4 protein-coding genes are annotated in these 17316 nt (G+C 69.8%); all 4 read right to left on the bottom strand.

Going from position 1 to position 17316, the window contains the following annotated elements; genetic code table 11:
- Positions 1 to 28: 28 nt before the first annotated feature.
- The 4 genes from HF576_RS14470 to HF576_RS14455 all read right to left on the bottom strand — a co-directional run bounded on the left by HF576_RS14470 (position 29) and on the right by HF576_RS14455 (position 17312).
- Positions 29 to 6097 (bottom strand): Ig-like domain-containing protein, encoded by a 6069-nt coding sequence (locus tag HF576_RS14470; RefSeq protein WP_168913497.1) that lies wholly within the window; start codon positions 6095 to 6097, stop codon positions 29 to 31.
- A 220-nt stretch (positions 6098 to 6317) separates the two neighbouring features.
- Positions 6318 to 12407, bottom strand: coding sequence for an Ig-like domain-containing protein (locus tag HF576_RS14465; protein ID WP_168913496.1), 6090 nt, complete (start codon positions 12405 to 12407; stop codon positions 6318 to 6320).
- A 216-nt stretch (positions 12408 to 12623) separates the two neighbouring features.
- Positions 12624 to 14981: an ATP-binding cassette domain-containing protein gene (locus HF576_RS14460; RefSeq protein WP_168913495.1), complete on the bottom strand. Its 2358-nt coding sequence runs from the start codon at positions 14979 to 14981 to the stop codon at positions 12624 to 12626.
- An 84-nt stretch (positions 14982 to 15065) separates the two neighbouring features.
- Positions 15066 to 17312 (bottom strand): LLM class flavin-dependent oxidoreductase, encoded by a 2247-nt coding sequence (locus tag HF576_RS14455; RefSeq protein WP_168913494.1) that lies wholly within the window; start codon positions 17310 to 17312, stop codon positions 15066 to 15068.
- Positions 17313 to 17316: the final 4 nt, after the last annotated feature.

Genomic DNA, 17316 nt, shown 5'->3' with positions numbered 1-17316 from the left:
GTCTCTCTTTCGATGTGCATCTCGTTGTTCACCAGGTACGTCTCTCGGACGTGCCCCAGCCGTCGATGGTGACCCAGACCTGCTCGCCCGCGTCACCGAAATAGCAGCCGATCTGCGTCTGGCCGTTTGCCTTGAGCGAACGGACCGATCCGCCCGCGAAGGGAGTGCCGCCGTACGGTCCGGTCGCGTTGCAGTGGACCTGGTAGTCGCCGGCAGGGAAGTTCTCCGTGTTCACCACGAAGAAGGCGCACGCGTCGGAGCCGCAGTTCGGCTGGCCCTGCGCAGACTGTCCGCGACTGACCCATACCTTCGGCTGGGGTGGCGCGGCCGTACGGTCGGACGCCGAGGCTACATCGGACCACTGTTGCGCCGTATCCATGGCCCGCACCCTGATCGTGCCCGTGAAGTTATACCCATGGTCGACCGTGCGGTTGCCTGTGCGTCCGACGTTCTCCCACGCGCTGCCGTTGATGCTGATCTGCATCACTTGGATCGTGCGGCCGTTTTCGGCCGGAGCAGACCACCCGTAGGTGATGGACGTTCCGTTTGCCCGAGCGGTCGCCCCGGGGGTCCGCACCGGTCCGTACGGGATCACCTGGTTCGACGGCGCCGACTCGGCGCCGTTGTACCGCACGCCGTCCATCGCGGTGTACGCCCGCAGGCGCACCGTATAGGTCGTGCCGTTGTTGAGCCCGCCGATGGTGCCGCTGCCAGGTAGCGCCTGCCACCCGCCGCCGTTCAGGGAGAACTCGTACGCCAGTTCGTTCGCGTTCGCGCCGTTGCCCGGGGCGCCGTTGTACGTCACGGTGAGCGACCGGTCGCCCTCGGTCGCCCGTACATTCGTCGGCGCTCCCGGCGCGACGAAGGCGCGGCGTGGCGACGAGGGGGCGCTGTCCGCTCCCCAGCCGGCCTTGTTGCGGGCGGCCACGGTGAACGTGTAGTCGGTGGTCGACGCGTCGATCGCGAGCGCCTGCGAAGTCTGGCCGCCCGGGATCGCATTGATCGTCCGCACCACCGCGCCACCGCGGATGACGTTGAGGCGATACTCGGCGATCGCGTCGCCGTTGTTGGCGGGCGGGCTCCACGACACACGCATCTGAGCCTGGCTTCCGACAGGGTCGAGACGCTCGACCGACGGGGCTCCGGCGGCATCCGGCGCGCGCGCGGGGATCTCGCTCGCCGACCACCCGCTCCAGCTCGACGGCTCGGGCGCGCGGTTGTGCGCCTGCACGCGGACCTGATACGCGGTGCCGTTCTCGAGTCCCTCCCAGACGAGCGCATTGCCGGTGACGGCCGTCTTCTGCGCGATGCCCGACGGCGGCGCCGGCGAGATCTCGAGCGTGAACGTCTCGACGGGCGAGCCCGGGGTCGAGGGGGTGACCCAGGCGACCTGCAGACTGCGGTCGCCGTACACCAGGGTCGGCGGGTTGGGCGTATCAGGGCGGGCGTCGGGGCGCGCCGTCTCAGAGGGCGCCGACGGCTCGGACGGGCCGACGCGGTTCTCGGCGACGACCGTGAAGTTGTACTCCACGTTGTTCGTCAGGCCGTCGAGCGTGCACGTCGTCGCAAGACAGACCTTCTCGTAGTTCCCGGCCGTCGACGTCACGACGTACTGCTCGATCTCGGCGCCGTTGTTGGCCGGCGGCGTCCACGACAGCACGACGGTGCGGTCCTGCACGCTGGCGACGGTCGGCGTGCCCGGGGCGTCGGGCTTGCCCTGGACGGTGAGGCGTATGCGGCCCTCGACCTCGCGGTCGGGGTCGTTCGTGGCATCCTGCACGCGATAGCGCACGACCATCGTGCCGAAGAAGGTCTCGTTGGGCGTGACGCGCACCTCGTCGCCGGCGACCTCGACCTGGCCCTGGCCGGTTTCGACCAGGGCGGTCGTGATCTCGAGCGGGGTGTCGGGGAACGGGTTGACATCGTTGGCGAGCACCGGGACGGTGACCGTCTTGCCCTGGTGCGCCTCCTCGACGATGTCGTCGTTCGCCGTCGGGAGTTCTCGTGTCGACGCGGTGACGCGCACGTTGACGACGCCCTCGACCGGCTCGGTCGTGCCGTCGTCGATGCGCAGGCGGATGGTGGCGGCCGAGCCCTTCGGCGTGCCCGCGTCGGCGCTCACACGCAGCTCCTGGTCATCGACCGAGGCCGACATGCCGTCTGGCGAGCCGCCGACGATCTCGTAGCGCATGTCTTCGAGATCCTCGGGGTCGGGATCGGTCGTGAGGCCGAGCAGATCCAGCACGGCGGGGTCCTCGCCGGGCGCGACATCCATCTGCCCGTTGATGAACGTCGGCTGCTGGTTCTCGGGCGGCAGCACGGTGATCGGCAGCGTGAGCGTCGCTTTGCGGCCCTCGGGATCGTCGGGACCGGTGCCGTCGGTCACTTCGAACGTGATCGCGTCGGGACCGAAGTAGCCCTGGGCCGACGTGTAGACGAGGGTGGTCTGGTCCTTCACGAGCGAAGAACCGTCGCTGTGCGCCGCGGTGACCTTCGCCGCCTCGGTGACGACGACCTTGGCGTCGCCGACGGCGCGCACGTGGTCGGCCAGTGCGATCTCGACGGTCTCGCCGCTGGCGACCTCGACCGGATCGGTGGAGATGAGGCTCGGCGGCAGCGACGACAGCGCGGGGACGTGGATGAAGGCGGATGCCGCGTTCCCGTCCTGGTCGGTGATCGTGTACGTGATCAGCCGGTCCTCTTCGCCCAGCGTGATGCTGACCGTGCCGTCGGCGCGCACGCGCGCGCCGGGGTCGGACACCGTCACGTCGAGGTCGTCGAGCGTGCCGTCCGGATCCTCGTCGTTGGCGAGGACCTCGAGCTCGACGGTGTCTTCCTCGACATCCTGTGCGCGCACGTAGTCGTCGCGCGCGATCGGTGCCAGCAAGGGCACGTCCTCCGAGACGGTGATCTGCACGACGGCCTTCGCCTGGGCGCCCCGAGCGTCGCGGATCGTGTACTGCAGCGACGTCTCGGTGGGCTCGGACGGCGACGTCACGGTGACCCGGTTGCCGTCGACCTTCGCCGCGAGTCCGTCGACGTCGGGCAGGATCAGGCCGTTCTTCAGCACCCAGTACTCGTCGCCGTCGGGATCGGAGTCGTTCTCGAGCACCGGCACCGCGACGCGGCGGTCCGGTCGCATCACGACGGCGTCCTTCACGGCGTACGGCGCCTGGTTGACGCCCTCGGCCGGTGCGATCCCCACGCGGATCGACGCGGTCGCCTCGGCGCCCAGGCGATCGCGCACGCGATAAGTGAAGGCATCCACCCCGGCGGTGTCGTCGAAGGCCTCGTAGATCATGTAGTCCGAGCCGGTCTCGATGATCCGGCCCTTCTCGGGCGAGGAGGCGATGCCCACCAGCCGCACCGAGTCGCCGTCGGCATCGATTCCGTCCAGCGGCACCGTGATGCGCACACGGCTGCCGCCGAGGACGCGCGATGTGAGGTCGCGCGGGCGCGGGGCGGCGTTCGTCTCGGCGTTGACGGGCAGCACCTGGATCGTGATGTAGCCCGCGTCCTTCTGCCCCGTGCTGTCGACGACCTCGTACGTCGCATAGACGGTCCCCGGTTCATCCGAGGCGCGGAAGCGCACCGTGTCCTGCGAGACGAAGATCTCGCCCTTCTCCGGCTCGGGCAGCGGCGCCACGAGTTCGGGAGCGACATGGATCGCGTCGTTGTTCGGGTGATAGTCGTTGTCGAGCACCGGGATGTTCACGACATCGCCCGCGCGCACCACGACTTGATCGTCGTTTGCCACCGGCGGACGAAGCTGTGCCGGCGCGGGGATCGGGATGACGATGACGTCTCCCTCGGCGGATTGCGAGCCGTTCGAGATGCGATACGAGATCCGGACCTGCTCCGACAGAGCCGCCTGGTCGCTGATGCGGAGCGTCTCGTGGTTGAGCACGGCCACGGCGATGCCCGAGTTGGGCTCGACCGTCACCGATTGGATGACGAGGATGCCGCCCGAGGGGTCGGAGTCGTTCGTCAGCGCGTTGACGAGGACTTCGCCGCCGCTGGGAAGGAGCGCGACGTCCCTCACCGCCACCGGCGGGACATTCGTCTCGCCCTCCGGGAGCACGTCCACGCGGACGATCCCGGGGACAGCGTTGGCGCCCGCCGCCACCAGGTACTGGACGTAATACGTGGCTGGGGTCGCCGACGTGAACGTGAATGTCTTGTTCGCGTAGTCGGGGGCCAGCTCGGCACCCGGCACGGGATCGACGCGGGTCAGGCGCAGCGGCTCGCGGCCGGAACTGGTGTCGTTCGCAAGCGGCGAGACCGTCGCGGTCTGGCCGACACGCACCGCCACGTAGTCGGCGTTCGTGATCGGTACCGTCGAGCCCACGGGACGCACGTCGAAGCGCACGGTTCCCGTGGCCGCCTCCATGCCGTCCGACACGACGATCTCTACGTCCTTGCGCCCCTGCACGCCGCCCACCGCACGGTAGGTGATGCGTCCATCCGACGTGAAGTCGGCCTCGTCTCCCTCGGCAGGCACCACCCCGCTCAGGAAGACATCGTCGCCGTCGGGGTCGATCCAGTCGGGCAGCACGTTGTAGGTGACCGTCCCGCCGGATTCCACCGTGACCGTGGTGACGCGCTTCTGCGTCGGGGCCGCGTTCACGTCCCAGCCGCGGACCGTCAGCGACGCGGTGGCGGTGTCGGTGCCGCCGCGGCCGTCCGAGATCTCATAGGTGAAGGAGGTCGAGCCGGAGGCATCCTCCGGGATCGCGATCTGCAGTGCGCGGCCGTTGTCGATCGACTGCACGTCGCCGACGGACGGGCCGCCGTCGACGACCTGCGCCGTGAGCACATCGCCGTCGGGATCGCTGTCGTTGTCGAGCAGCGGCAGAATCGTGGTCCGCCCCGGGCGCACACCGAGGTCGTCGTCGGTCGCGACCGGCGGCGTGTTGATCTCGGAGCGCTCGGGAGTGGTCGTCTCGACCGTCTCCTCGGTGGTCTCCTCGTTCTCTTCTGTCGCCTCTTCGGGGGGAGTGATCTCCTCCCAGTTGTCCACGCGCTGCAGGCTCTCCGATGCCAGCCACGTCGCGCCGCCGACGATGTCGTTGAGCACGATGACGTCGCGGTTGACGCGGAACTTCAGCACCGAGGCGGCGTCGACGCCGTCGATGTCGCTCGTGAGGTCGTCGTCGTCGCCCAGGCAGTCGCGCACGAAGCGCGCCGATCCGCTCCATGCGCCGTAGGCGCAGCCCTCGAGCCAGACCGGAGCGGCCGGAGACCCTTTGGATCCCGCGCCGACGACCTTGGGCTCGGCGCCGTCGAACGGGACGCGAGCGAGCGCACCGTCCGTCGCGATGGTGAAGCCCTCCGCCGCTGCCGAGGGCTGTTGCAGCACCCCGTCGCGCGCCCCCTCCACGGCGAAGGAACGACCGTCGGCGTAGGCGGTGCCGGTCGATGCGTCCAGCACCACGGGACGTTCGCCGACGGCCGAGATCGACAGCTCCGCGTCGCCCGGAAGGTCTCCGAGCCCAGTCCTCACCGGATCCGACGGCGTGCCGTCCTCCTGCAGCCGCAGGGTGACGACTTCGCTCGTCTCGGCCGAGACCGCGTGGACCACGCCGTCGACGCCGACCGTGACATCCGACCCCTCGCCGACGTTCGCGGCCGGATCGGTGCCCTCGATCTGGAACGAGCCGACGCCGGCCGACGGAACGACCCACAGGTCGCCGGAGCTCTGATCGAGGATGGCCACCGTCGATCCTCCGAGCTCGACCTTCGCCCCGCCCGGGATGTTCGCGGCTTCGGCCATCGAGACCATCGCCGGGTCGACCACCGCGACGCTCGAGCCGGCCTCATCGACGACGAGCACGTTCTCACCCGACTGGAGGATGTCGTACTCGTCGCTGCTGGCACGAAGGCCGCCGTCGAGCACCTGCGACTCGTGGTTGAAATGCCCCACGAGGAGGGCCGACTGCTTCGTGACCCACACGCCGCCGTCGTGAAGATCTACTTCGGTGGTGGGAAGGCCCTGGTAGACGAAGGCCAAGGTCGTGAGGGTGACCGCCGCAGCCGTGACCGCTCCGGCCGACGCGAGGGTGCGGGGCCGGGCACGGAGCCACGCGGAAGACCTCATGGACCTCGGCCTCCTCCGGGGCGTGTGCGTCTACTGGTGGGGTCGCGCCTGAAGGGGTCGGGCGCTCACTGAAGACAAAGGGGAACGACTCAGCCTAACCCGGACGTCTGAGAGTCGCCCGTCGCAGGCCGATCGGCTCAGGCGAGCATATTCTGGCTGGTCAGCGGCATCGATGGGGACAAACACCCATGGCCGCGTCCGTCCGTCGCGACCGGGGCTGCTACCACACGATGGGCGCGGAACTGCCGGGTGTCCCCCCTTGTATGTCCACCCAGACCTGGTACCCCGGGTTTCCGAAGAAGCACGTCAGGTCGAACCGTCCGTCGGCGGGGATATAGGCGTTCCGCCAGGTGCCAGGGCCGTCCGAGGGTTCGTTGTCGTTGCACCGGACCTGGTAATTGCCCGCGGCGAAGTTCGTGACATCCACCGAGATCCGCGCGCATGACGAGTGCTCGCATTGACCCGGCCAGTAGCCGGACGCGCCCTTCGCCGTCGTCGCCGTCGGCTGCGGCCGCGCCATCGTCGTGGCCGAGGCGGTGGCGACCGCGGACCACTGGCCCTCGGTGTCCATCGCCTTGACCTGGATGCTGCTCGTCGTGCTGTAGCCGAGACTCCGCGACTCGCTGCCGGTCCGGCCGACGTTCTTCCAGCCCTCGCCGTTGATGTTCACCTGCATCACTTGGATCGTGCGGCCGTTGTCGGCGGGCGCCGACCACGAGTAGGTGATGGTCGTGCCGTTCGCCGATGCGCTGGCTCCCGGCGTGTTGACGGGGCCGTACGGCCGCACGCTGTTCGACACCGCCGACGGCTCGCTGGAGTAGCTGTAGCCGTCATCGAAATCGATGGTTCCGTACCGCACGCTCGCGCGCATGCGGACGGTGTAGTCGGTCGACGTCGAGAGGCCGCTGATCTTGTTGCCGTTCAACAGCGCCATCCACGGGCCGTTGTTCAGCGAGTACTCGTAGCTCATCTCGGACTGGTCCGTACCGTTGCCCGGAGCGTTCGTGTACGTCACCAGCACCGAGCTGTCAGGATCCGGGGTAGACAGCGTCACGTTCGTCGGCGACCCGGGCACGCCGACGGCCCGCATCGGCTCGGACGCTGCGCTCCACGCACCCCAGCCCGCCTTGTTCTGCGCTCGGACCTTGAACGCGTAGCTCGTCGTCGAATTCGGCACGTTGACGACCTGACGAGTGGCGCTGCCGCTCACGTCGATCGTGTTCGTGACCGCTCCACCGTGCAGCACCTGAACCTGATAGGCCGAGATGGCGTCTCCGTTGCTGGCGGGCGGGGTCCACACCACTTCGAGCTGCGACTGGCTGCCGACGGGGTCGAGACGGTTCATCGTGGGGGCGGCCGGCGCATCAGGCGCCTTCGCCGGGATCTCGCCGAGCGACCAGGCACTCCAGCTCGACGGCTCGGGCGCGCGGTTCACCGCCTGCACCTGCACCTGGTACGAGACGCCGTTCTCGAGCCCCTCCCACACGAGGCTGTTGCCCGTGACCTGCGCCTTCAGCGACACGCCGGACGGCGGTGCCGGCGAGATCTGCAGGTTGAAGGACTCCACCGGAGACCCGGGGGTCGGCGGGGTCACCCACGCCACCTTCAGGCTGCGGTCGCCGAACCCGAGTGTGGGCGCCTGCGGAGTGTCGGGCCGTGCGTCGGGACGCGCCGTCGCCGACGGGGCCGACGGGTCGGAGTCGCCGACGCGGTTCGTCGCGATCACCGTGAAGTTGTACTCGACGTTGTTGGTCAGACCGTCGAGCGTGCATGTCGTCGCCGGGCACTTCTTGGAGTACGCCCCGGAGGTGGACGAGACGGTGTACCCCGTGATCTCCGCCCCGTTGTCGGCCGGCGGCGTCCACGACATCACGACGGTGCGATCCTGCACGCTCGACACCGTCGGCGTTCCCGGCGCGTCGGGCCGCCCCTGCACCGTGAGCCGGATCCGGCCCTCGACCTCGCGGTCGACGTCGGCCGTGGCATCCTGCACGCGATAGCGCACCACCATCGTGCCGAAGAACGACTCGTCCGGCGTCACCTCGATGCTCTCACCCGTCACCTTGGCGGTGCCGTCACCGGTGTCGACGGATGCCGTCGTGATCTTGAGCGGCTTGCCGTCACCCTCGAACGGGTTGAAGTCATTCGCGAGCACGGCCACATTCTGGGTCTTGCCCTGGTGCGCCTCGTCGATCACGTCGTCGTTCGCGGTGGGCAGGGGCCGCGTCGACGCCGTGACGCGCACGTTCACCGAACCGTCGACCGGGTCCGTGACGCCGTCGGTGATGCGCAGCGCGATCGTCGCCGCGCTGCCCTTCGGTGTGTCGGCTGCGGCGCTCACGCGCAGCTCGCCGCCCTCGATCGACGCCGTCATGCCGTCCGGAGAGCCGCCCACGATCTCGTACTGCATGCCGGCGAGGTCGTCGGGGTCGGGGTCGTCCGTCAGTGCCGCCAGGTCGAGACTGCTCGCTTCTTCGCCCGGTGCGACGTCCATCTGCCCGTTCGCGAAGGTGGGCTGCTGGTTCTCGGGCGGCAGGACCGTGATCGGCAGGGTCAGTGTCGCCGTGCGCCCCGCGGGGTCGTCGGGGCCCGTGCCGTCCGTGACCTCGAACGTGATCGCGTCGTCTCCGAAGTAGTCCGAGGCGGATGTATAGACCAGCGTCGCCTCGTCCTTGATGAGCGAGGCCCCGTTGCTGTGCGCAGCAGTGACCTTCGCCGCCTCGGTGACGATCACGCGGCCGCCGTCAACGGCTCGCACGTGCTCCGACAGCGGGATCTCGATGGTCTCGCCGCTGCGCACCTCGATCGGCGCCGTGGTCGTCAGCGTCGGCGGCAGCTTCAGGAGTCCGGGAACGTGGATGAAGGCGGATGCCTCGTTCCCGTCCTCGTCGGTGAGCGTGTACTGGATGAGCTGCGAGTCGTCGCGCAGGGTGACCTGCACCGTGCCGTCGGCGCGGACGCGGGTCGCGGCATCCGCGATCGTCACCGTCAGCGCGTCGATCGTGCCGTCCGGGTCCTCGTCATTGCCCAGCACGTCCACGTCGGCCAGGCCGTCCTCGACGTCCGCGGCACGGACATAGTCGTCGCGCGCGATCGGCGGAAGCAGCGGCACGTCTTCGGCGACGGTGATCTGCAGCACGGCGGTGGCTCGCGCGCCGCGCTCGTCCTTGATGGAGTACTGCAGCGACGTCTCGACCGGCTGATCGGGTGAGGTCACGACGACGCGGCCGCCCTTGACCTCAGCTTCGAGGCCGTCTTCATCGGACAGCACGAGGGCGTTCGAGATCAGGTCGATGCGGTCGCCGTCGGGGTCGGAGTCGTTCGCCATCACGGGAACGGCGACGCTGCGACCCGGGCGCATGACGACGGAGTCCTTCACGGCGTAGGGCGACTGGTTCGCCGACTCGGGCGGCGCGATGCCGACGCGGATCGTCGCGGTCGCCTCCGCGCCGAGGCGGTCGCGCACACGGTAGGTGAAGCCGTCGACGCCCGCGGTGTCTCCGAACGCCTCGTACACCAGGTAATCCGAGCCGGTCTCGACGATCCGGCCCTTCCCCGGCGGCGTATCGACGCCGACCAGTTCGACGGAGTCGCCGTCGCCGTCGATGCCGTCCAGCGGCACCCCGATGCGCACGCGGCTGCCGCTCAGCACGCGCGACGTGATGTCGCGCGGGCGTGGAACCGCGTTGGTCTCGGCATTGACCGGCACCACCTGGATCGTGATGTAGCCGGCGTCCTTCTGGCCCGTGCTGTCGACGACCTCGTACGTGGCGTACACCGTGCCCGGCTCGTCCGACGCGCGGAAGCGGACGGTGTCCTGCGAGACGAAGATCTCGCCCGACTCCGGCTCAGGGAGCGGTTCGACGAGCTGCGGCGCGACGTGCATCGCGTCGTTGTTGGGGTGGTAGTCGTTGTCGAGCACCGGGATCGTCACGACATCGCCCGCGCGCACCACCGCCGTGTCGTCGTTGGCAACCGGCGGGCGCAGCTGAGCGGGCGCCGGCACCGGGATGACGATCACATCGGCCTCGGCCTGCTGCGACCCGTTCGAGATGCGGTACGACACGCGCACCTGCTGCGCCAGCGCGGCCTGGTCGGTGATTCGCAGCGTCTCGTGGTTGAGCACGGCCACCGCGATCCCCGCGCCCGGCTCAACCGTCACCGACTGGACGACGAGGATGCCGCCGTTCGGGTCGCTGTCGTTCTGCAGCACATCGACCAGCACCTCGCCGCCGCTCGGCAGCAGTGCGACATCGCGCACCGCGACCGGCGGGAGGTCGGTCTCGCCCTGCTCGATCACATCGACGCGCACGAGGCCAGGGACCGGCTGGACACCCGCTGCGACGAGGTACTGCACGTAGTACGTCCCCGCCGTGTCGGCACGGAACGAGAAGGTCTTGTTCGGGTAGTCCGGTGCGATGGTCGCGCCGTCCACCTCGTCCACGCGCGCGAGCCGCAGCGGCTCCCGGGTCGAGCTGACGTCGTTGAGCAGCGGCGACACCGTCGCGGTCTGGCCCGCGCGCACGACGACGTAGTCGGCGTTGGTCACCGGCACCGTCGTGCCGATCGGCTTGACGTCGAACCGCACATCGCCGGTCGCGTCGTCCGTGCCGTCCGACACGACGACCGGCACGTCCTTGCGCCCCTGCGTCCCTCCGACCGCGCGGAACGTGACACGTCCGTCCGAGGTGAAGTCGGACTCGTCGCCGTCCGCGGCGACGGCCGACTTGAGGAAGACGTCGTCGCCGTCCGGGTCGTACCAGTCCGGCAGCAGGTTGTACGTCACGACGCCGCCGGCCTCCACGGCCACGGTCGTCACGCGCTTCGCCTTCGGGGCCTCGTTGACGTCCCACCCGTGGACCGTCAGATCCACTGTCGCGGTGTCGGAGCCGCCACGGCCGTCGGTGATCTCGTACGTGAAGCTCGTAGAGCCCGTGGCATCCTCGGGCACCGCGATCTGCAGCGCGCGCCCGTTCTCGACAGCCTGGATCTCGCCGAAGGACGGTCCGTCGCCGGTCACACGCGCGGTCAGGATGTCGCCGTCCGGATCGCTGTCGTTGTCGAGCACGGCCAGCATCGTGGTCCGTCCCGGGCGCACCCCGAAGTCGTCGTCGGCGGCCGTCGGGGGCGTGTTGACGTCGGAGCGCTCGGGCAGCGTCGTCTCGGTGGTGTCCTCCGATGTGCGCTCGTCCTCCTCGGATTCACCCTCCGGCGGGGTGATCTCCTCCCAGTTGTCGACGCGGCGCAGATCCTCGGCGGCCATCCACGTCGCACCGCCGATGACGTCGTTGAGCACGATGACGTCGCGGTTCACTCGGAAGCGCAGCACCGATGTGGGCTCGATGCCCGCGACGTCGGTCTCGAGGTCGTCGGCGTCGCCCGCGCAATCGCGGAGGAACCTGCCCGAGCCGCTCCACGCCGCGTAGGTGCAGCCGTCGAGGAACACCGGCGGGGCCGGGGATCCCTCACCCCCGGCATCGACCTCTTGCGGCTTCGAGCCGTCGAGGGGGACGTTCACGAGCTGCGAGGACGTGGCCACCGCGACGACATCGGCTGCCGTGGACGGCTGCTGGAGCACCGTCGCGCCCTTCACGGGGACCTGGCTTCCGTTCAGGTAGACGGTGCCGGTGTCGGCGTCGAGCACGACCGGCTGGTCGCCCACCACCGTGATCGAGGCCGCCGCGGCCTCGGGCAGGCCCTCGACGGTGCGCCGCTCGGGCTCGGCCGGCTCACCCTCGGCGTCGGTGCGCACGATGACGACCTCACCGCTCGCGGGGGCGACGGCGTACACCGTGCCGTCGACGCCGACCGCGGCATCCGCCCCCTTGCCGAGGTTCACGAGGGGGTCGTTCCCCTGCACCTTCAACGAGCCGGCGCTCTGCGCGGGCGCGACCCAGAGATCGCCCGAGGCCGTGTCGAGCACCGCGAGGGTCTGCCCGCCGAGGACGGCCTTCGCCGCACCGGGGAGGTCGACCGGCTCGCCGAGCGCGACGTTCGCGGGATCGACGACCGCGAGCGTCGAATCGGCCTCGTCCATGACGAGCACCGTCGACCCGGACTGAAGGATGTCGTAGTCGTCGCTCACCGTGCGGAGCCCGGCGTCCAGCACCTGGGACTCGTGGTTGAAGTGGCCCACGAGCAGCGCGGACTCCTTCGTCACCCAGACCCCGCCGTCGTGCAGGTCGACTTCGGTGGTGGGAAGCCCTTCGTAGATGAACGCGAGCGTCGTGACGACGACCGCCGCCGCCGTGACCGCACCTGCGGACGCGAGCGCACGAGGGCGCGCACGAAGCCCAGCGAACAACCTCATGAAGAAACGCCGCCTCCTCTGGGGCATCGTGCGCCTTCGCGCACCGACCGACGTGAGGCGTCCCAGGACTACCCCACGAGCCCAGGGGAACGCCTCAGCCTAACCCGTCGCGTGGTGTGCGAACGGACGGCATGCGCCCACACCCACGAGCGTAATCTGCCTGATCAGGGGCATTCCATGGGGACAATCACCCATGCCTCGGCGGCGTCGGCAGGTTCAGCCCGCCACGTACTCGCGCAGGTGCTGCGCCGTCAGCGTCGCGCCGTTCGCGACGAGGTCGGCCGGGGTCCCCTGGAAGACGATCTCGCCACCGTCGTGTCCGGCGCCCGGGCCGAGATCGATGATCCAGTCGGCGTGCGCCATGACCGCCTGATGATGCTCGATCACGATGACGCTGTTGCCGGCTTCGACCAGGCGGTCCAGCATCCCGAGCATGTTCTGCACGTCGGCCAGATGCAGACCGGTCGTCGGCTCGTCGAGCACGTAGATCGCACCCTTCTTGGCCATCGAGATCGCGAGCTTGAGCCGCTGCCGCTCGCCGCCCGAGAGGGTGTTCAGCGCCTGACCCAGCGTGATGTAGCCGATGCCGACGTCGATCATGCGTGCGAGCGTCGTGTGCGCGGGACCTTTCGTGAAGAAGACGGATGCCTCGTCCGCCGACATCGCGAGGACCTCGGCGATGTTCTTCCCGTCGAGGCGGTACTCGAGCACCTCGTCGCTGAAGCCGGTGCCGTCGCACACCTCGCACAGCGTCTCGACGCTCTGCGTGAAGCCGAGGTTCGTGATGATGACGCCGAGCCCCTTGCAGGCGATGCAGGCGCCGTCGGAGTTCGCGCTGAACAGGCCCGGCTTGACTCCGTTCGCCTTCGCGAACGCCGACCGGATGGTGTCGAGCAGGCCGGTGTAGGTCGCAGGGCTCGACCGTCGCGAGCCCTTGATCGGCGACTGGTCGACCACGACCACGTCGTCGAAGGCCGGCACATTGCCGTGGATGAGCGAGGACTTGCCCGAGCCGGCGACGCCCGTGACGACGGTGAGGATGCCCAGGGGGATGTCGACGTCGACCTCGCGCAGGTTGTGCTGGGTCGCACCGCGGATCTCGAGCGCCCCCTTGGGTGCACGTGTCGAGGGCTTGATGCGTGCGCGGTCGTCGAGATGCCGGCCCGTGATCGTGCCCGAGGTGCGGAGGCCCGCCACATCGCCGGTGTACTGGATCTCACCGCCGGCGCGCCCCGCGCCCGGCCCCAGGTCGACGATGTAGTCGGCGATCTCGATGACCTCGGGCTTGTGCTCGACGACCAGCACGGTGTTGCCCTTGTCGCGCAGCTGCTGCAGCAGGTCGTTCATGCGCTGGATGTCGTGGGGGTGCAGGCCCGCCGTGGGCTCGTCGAACACGTACGTGACGTCGGTGAGCGCCGACCCCAGGTGCCGGATCATCTTGGTGCGCTGCGCCTCGCCACCCGAGAGCGTGCCGGCGGCGCGGTCCAGCGAGAGGTAGCCGAGCCCGATGTCGATGAACGAGCCGATCGTCTTGCGCAGACCGGCCATCAGGGGCGCCACGGCGGGGTCGCCGATCGTGGCGAGCCACTCGGCGAGGTCGGTGATCTGCATGGCCGCCGCATCCGCGATGCTCACGCCGTCGATCTTCGACGACCGCGCGCCTTCGTTCAGGCGCGTGCCGCCGCAGTCGGGGCATGGCATGAACTTCACGGCCCGCTCGACGAACGCCCGGATGTGCGGCTGCAGCGAGTCGCGGTCCTTCTGCAGCATCCCCTTCGTGATCTTGGGCACGAGACCCTCGTAGGTCATGTTGATGCCCGCCATCTTGACCTTCGTCGGCTCCTTGTAGAGGAAGTCCGCGCGCTCCTGCTCGGTGTAGTCCTGGATGGGCTTGTGCGGGTCGACGAAGCCCGACTCGGTGAATCCCTTCACCATCCAGCCGTCGACGTTGTACCCGGGGATCGTCAGCGCGCCCTCGGCGAGCGACTTCGTCTTGTCGAAGAGCTCGTCCAGGTCGATGTCGCTGACCTCGCCGAGACCCTCGCAGTGCGGGCACATGCCACCGGTGATCTCGAACGTCCGGTGCTCGGGCTTGCCCTTCGCGCCGCCGCGCTCGACCGTGATCGCGCCGCTGCCCTTGACCGAGGGGATGTTGAACGAGAACGCCTGCGGCGACCCGACGTGCGGCACGCCGATGCGGCTGAACAGGATCCGCAGCATCGCGTGCGCGTCGGTCGCCGTACCGACGGTCGAGCGCGAGTTGGAGCCCATGCGCTCCTGGTCGACGATGATCGCGGGGCTGACGTTCTCGAGGCCGTCGACCTCGGGCCGGTTGAGCTGCCCCATGAACTGCTGCACGAACGTCGGATACGTCTCGTTGATGAGCCGCTGCGACTCGTTGGCGATCGTGGCGAACACCAGCGACGACTTGCCCGAGCCGCTGACGCCGGTGAAGACGCTGAGGCGCCGCTTCGGGATCTCGACCGAGACGTTCTTCAGGTTGTTCTCTCGCGCTCCGACCACCCGGATGACGGAGTGGGTGTCGGCGATGTGGGGGACGGATGCCTCGGCCATGGAGTCCTCTCGACGGTGCGACCTACATTCTGCCCACCAATGAGGACATCCCGCTTCCTGAATCCTGCTCGATGCCGTCCCGGCTCAGGCGGCGTCGGCCGACTCGGCGGGCTCGATCGCGAAGTTGTCGCGCAAGACGCACGTCGGGTCGTACGCCGCCTTGATCGCGCGCAGGCGCTCGAGCGTCGCCGGCGGGAACGCCTCGGCGATGCGCTCGGGCCGCAGCGACGAGTCGAAGCTCAGGTACATGCCCGCCGTGTGCTCGGCGAGGGCGCGCCACTGCGCGTCGAGACGCGCCGGGTCCGAACCGAGCGCCACGACGGAGAAGTTCGCCGACCGGTGCGCGTAGGCGGTGGCGTCCTCGGCGACGTCCGAGACGGCGCCGCCGACGGCGCGCAGCTGGAAGAACGGGATCGCGCCGGACGCCAGCATCGCCGCCGCCGTCTCGGCGAAGGCGGGCGTGACGTGCTCGATGAGCCCCGAACGGGAGTGCGGCTCACCCGAGCCGTGCTGCGGACCCAGGTCGGCGTTCGCCATGACCTGCGCGTACGGCGTGAGCTGCACGGACTGCTGGACCAGCGGCGCGAGCTCGGCGAACGGCTGCAGCCGCGCGATGATCGTGTCGGGGTCGTCGGAGTCGACGAGGCCGTAGAGCTGGACGACCTGCGGCTGACCCGGCCGCGGACCGCCCGCGAGGAGGAACACCGTGAGGTCGCGGGGCGCCGACTCGACGATCGTGCCGTATCCCTCGAGGAAGGCCGCCATGTCGTCGACCTGGAACGCGAGCTGCGCCCAGCCGACCTGACCGACCTCGTCCACCTCGAATTCGAACGACGTCACGATGCCGACGTTGGCGCCCGCCCCGCGGATCGCCCAGAACAGGTCGGCATGGTTCGTGGCATCCGTCCTCACGATCGATCCGTCAGCCAGCACGACCTCGGCCGCGCGCAGGTGGTCGATCGTCAGGCCGTGCTCGCGTGCGAGGAACCCGATGCCGCCCGCGGTCGCGAGCCCGCCGACGCCCACGCCGCCGTAATCGCCCGACGTCAGCGCCCAGCCGTGCTCGCCCAGCACCGCGGCGACCTCGGCCCACCGCGCGCCCGGACCGATGCGCACCAGCCGCCGCTCCTCGTCCAGCACCTCGATGCCGTTGAGGCGCCGCAGGTCGATCACGATGCCGCCGTCGTTGGTGCTGCGGCCGCTGATCCCGTGCCCGCCGCTGCGCACCGCGAGTGCAAGGTCGGGATGCCGCCGCGCGAACGCGAGCGCCTCGGCCACCTGCGCCGTCGTCTCGGGCTGCAGCACGATGCCCGGCGCTCCGCCGCGCATGTAGGTCGCCCGGACGTCGCCGTATTCGAAGTCGCCCGGCTCGATCGCGCGCAGGCCTGGCGGCACGTCGTCGTACGCGATGCCGGCGCGCCGTGCCGACAGTGCCGCGGACGAGCGCCGCGGCGCCTCCGCCGTGCCGCGGGCGCCACGTTCCTTCGCGACGAGCTCGCGCGTGGCGGGCGCCACCTCTTCGCCGAAGAACCGCAGCAGCCGCGGATCGTCGGCGGCGAGGATGAACGTGCCGATGCCGTCCTCGCTCGCCAGCCGTGCGAGGCGCTCGGCGAACTCGGCCGGGTCGGCGGCGAGCTGACCGATGTTGAGCAGACGGCGGATCTCGCGCGGGTCGCGGCCGACGGACGTGGCCGCCTCGTCGATCGCCGCGTTGCCCTTCTGCAGGTCGCCGGGCTGCATGTAACCGAGCGACGGCAGCCACCCGTCGCCCTTGCGCCCGGTCAGGGCCAGCATACGGGGCTTGTAGGCGCCGATGAGGATCGGGATGTCGTGGGCCGGGCGGGGGCCGCGCTTGGCGCCGTGCACCCGGTGGTGGCGGCCGTCTGTGAAGACGCCGCCGCGCTGGTCGGTGCGCCACAGCTCGCGGATGAGGTCGATGGCCTCCTCCAGGGCGTTCACCGCCTGGCCCGGGGTCAGGCGCGTGCCGCCCATCGCCTCGATCGCGTCCCAGAAGCCACCGGCGCCCAGGCCGAGATCGAAGCGGCCGCCCGAGAGCAGGTCGAGGCTGGCCGCGGCTCGTGCCACGACGGCCGGCGGACGCAGCGGCACGTTGAGCACGTTCGGCGAGATGCGGACGCGCTCGGTCCGGGCCGCGACGAACGACATGAGCGTCCACGTGTCGAGGAACGCCGGCTGATAGGGGTGGTCCTGGAAGGTGACGAGATCGAGACCGGATGCCTCGGCCAGCTGCGCCAGCTCGACCGGGGTCTGCGGGTCGGCGGCCGCCGGCGTGATGAACGCACCGAACTCGAGGGCGTGTCCGTAATCCATGTGG

It is taken from the genome of Microbacterium salsuginis (assembly GCF_012524205.1).
GTDB classification, from domain to species: Bacteria; Actinomycetota; Actinomycetes; order Actinomycetales; family Microbacteriaceae; genus Microbacterium; species Microbacterium salsuginis.
Note: the sequence above shows the minus strand (reverse complement) of the source record. Positions and strands in the feature narration are given on the sequence as shown.